General features: G+C 35.1%; 3 protein-coding genes. 2 read left to right on the top strand and 1 reads right to left on the bottom strand.

Features of this window, described 5'->3' with window-relative positions:
• Nucleotides 1-125: 125 nt before the first annotated feature.
• Together AB1414_18455 and AB1414_18450 are read left to right on the top strand one after the other, a co-directional pair.
• Nucleotides 126-638, top strand: coding sequence for a response regulator (locus AB1414_18455; GenBank protein MEW6609398.1), 513 nt, complete (start codon nt 126-128; stop codon nt 636-638).
• Between the two features lie 44 nt (nt 639-682).
• Nucleotides 683-1,648 (top strand): radical SAM protein, encoded by a 966-nt coding sequence (locus tag AB1414_18450; protein ID MEW6609397.1) that lies wholly within the window; start codon nt 683-685, stop codon nt 1,646-1,648.
• Nucleotides 1,649-1,936: 288 nt separating this feature from the next.
• Here AB1414_18450 and AB1414_18445 read toward each other — a convergent pair whose 3' ends face one another.
• The gene (locus AB1414_18445; GenBank protein MEW6609396.1) at nt 1,937-2,461 is read right to left on the bottom strand and encodes a hypothetical protein; all 525 of its coding nucleotides are present in this window, start codon (nt 2,459-2,461) and stop codon (nt 1,937-1,939) included.
• Between the last annotated feature and the right edge of the window lie 373 nt (nt 2,462-2,834).

Genomic DNA, 2,834 nt, shown 5'->3' with positions numbered 1-2,834 from the left:
ATTTTGGCACTACAAACCGATTTTGACGAATCCAAAATGTGCAAGTTGCTGATATAACAGGACTTATATTTTTAGAGACAGTGAAAAATATCCTGAATTAGCGATTTTTTCATGAAGTTGGGTTAATAGAAGATAATGAATATTTAGTACAAGAGATGAAAGAGATAGTGCTGAAAGATTATGAGGAGATATTTGCACTCCCCATCAAAGAGGGATCATATCAGGTATATGCGTTATGGAGATTAGAGAAACAGGAAAGAGAAGGGAATAAAATTGATTTAGTAATATTAGATATAAATCTGGATAAGCCTACTGAAGATGGGATAAAGGTACTAAAAGCTATTCGTGGAAAATATCCTTCAAAGGAAGAATTACCAGTATTAGTATTAACTCTTTATTCAGAATTAGCACAGATTCCTGATGTAGAAAAACTTGCTAATGGTATTCTAAGAAAACAGCGTATTGTAGAAAAAGTGGAGAAGATGAAATTAATAGTAAAAAAGATAATGGATAATCCATTAGTATATAGTCCTAAAGGATATGCAAAGATGATTGATGAAGAATCAGGTAGCTTTTTAGATATTCCAGTTCCTTCAGAAGAACCCGGCGGCAGGTACATTGTAGCTGAAGAAGAGTGATAGAATATCTTAATGGAGAAGGTATTTTCTTACAACTAATTTGGATGAGAACCTTAAAAAATTACCTGATTCCGAAAATGTTACCAGAAGAATTAAACAAACTCCTTACTCTTCACAATGATGTAATGAAGAAAATCCTTTCAGACGAAAAATCAAGGTCTGATAGTAACCTTACTGTTTATGAGATAAAAAGAAAACTCTTTAAGGCATACCTCAAAGAATGCTGCCTCTGTGGACATAAATGTGGCGGGGAAAGAATAGACAAGGGTGAATGTGCTATGGGAAATACCTCTTATTATCATCAGCATTTTGTTCATATAGGAGAGGAAAAAGAGATAGGAAGAACTCTGGTAATAGAACTTATAGGTTGCAACATAAGGTGTAGATTCTGCCAGAAGGGAGAATTGATAAACCCTCATGAGGTTAAAGGCATATCTTTTACACCTTCTCTTTGGGAAGAAATAAGAAAGGAATATCCTCCTGGTGAATTTGATAATATATCCTTTTTAGGAGGAAACCCTGACCAATCTTTTCTGGCAATCTTAAATTTCCTGAGGAATGCACCTTCCTGGGCATCATATTTACCTATAATATGGCATACGAATGGCTACTCTACTCCGGCATTTTATAATCTTCTTTGGGGACTTGTGGATATATTGGTTTTTGACTTTAAATACTTTAATAATAATTGTGCCTTTACCCTTAGCCAGGCACCACAATATAAAGAGACAGCAACATCTGCATTGAAAACTATTTGTGAAAAGAAATTGTTCAATCTGGTAATAGTCCGGCATTTAGTCTTACCGGGGCATTGGGACTGCTGTCAGAGACCACTTGTTGAGCACCTTAGAGGGTTAAAAAGTGCCATAATCTTCCATCCTATGGCTCAATATAAACCAGCATGGAAGATTACGGAGAAAGGTGGTAAACTATCTTTACCATTGGAAAATTCAGAATTTAGGCAGGTTGAAGATTATGCCTTAAATGCGGGACTGACTCTTACTTTTTAAGGATCTCTGGCACTTTCGCACTCCAAAAAATAAAAAAGTTCGCGAAAAATATTTTTCCCCTACCCCTCAAAACCCCCATTAAATCACGGTTTTAATTTTCACCGAGAATTGCTGTGGACGGGGTTTTTTGATTGACTTCTCTAAGAGTTTGGTGTAGAATGGATGAGTAGTGGATGACCATAAACAGGCTTGATGTTAAAATTTATAATCAGGGTTTGACCCTAAGCCATATTATTACAAGGATGCCCGTCTTTACATATTATCAATTTCCTATCAGTTTCAGTTCAGTCATCTTGACCACCTTACACGCATCAGTTCCCTGCGACGCTCCTGGTATCTACGAAAATCATCTGCTGTATCGACTATATCTTCCAAAGCTATATCGGTTCCTACCCTAATAGATTTTGGTCTCTCTCTTTCTATCCATTCTCCTATGCTGTCTAATTGTCTTCCAATCAGTTGAGCAAAATTACTTAAGGAAGGTAATCTCCTTAAAATATTAGAGAATAAGTTATATATCTCACCCATATCAGATTTGAGTTCAGCATGTGCCTTCTCTACCTCTTCCATAAGTCTTCCTTCATCTAACATCTTTCCAACTACCCTTTCGGGTATATCCTTATGTCTTTGAGATATTTTATTAAAAATACCATCTTTACTCTCGATAAAGTTGATGAAGGTATCATATATATTCCCAAAATCTTTAAACTCTGTTAATACTTTCAATATTTCACTTATTTCGACATCTTGAGGAATTTCACCTGAAGATTTAATATCTTCCAGGCGGCGTTTGCATTCAGGAGTATTTAACACCTTTTTAATATCCTCACATCTCCTTATACCTTCTTTAACATATACCCTCCTCTCTTCAATGTCAGGATGTATCTGTCTTAAAATCTTATCATAGACATAATTAGTTGGTCTTTTAAAAATAGGAAAAGTTTCATGTTTAAAATCCGGATGTTTACTTAATGGGTCATTCCCCCAGGGTATGGTTTTATAAACAGAAATAGGAACTCTGCAATGAGTAATGATATTGAAATATTTCTTCTTATCTCTATCTGGAGTTTCGTGAATTTTTGAAAAAAAGCTAAAAAAAATCTCTCATCCTGCCGATAAAGAGAATAGTAACAAATCTCAATAAAGGAGGATGAGAGATGAATACATTCTTTTTATCGACATTTGG

Source organism: bacterium, from assembly GCA_040755795.1.
Classification (GTDB): Bacteria; UBA9089; CG2-30-40-21; order CG2-30-40-21; family SBAY01; genus JBFLXS01.
This window is presented reverse-complemented; position numbering and strand designations above follow the sequence as displayed.

Excerpts from the sequence above, each read along its gene's own strand:
- AB1414_18450 (MEW6609397.1), top strand. The coding sequence starts at position 683 with ATGAGAACCTTAAAAAATTACCTGATTCCGAAAATGTTACCAGAAGAA.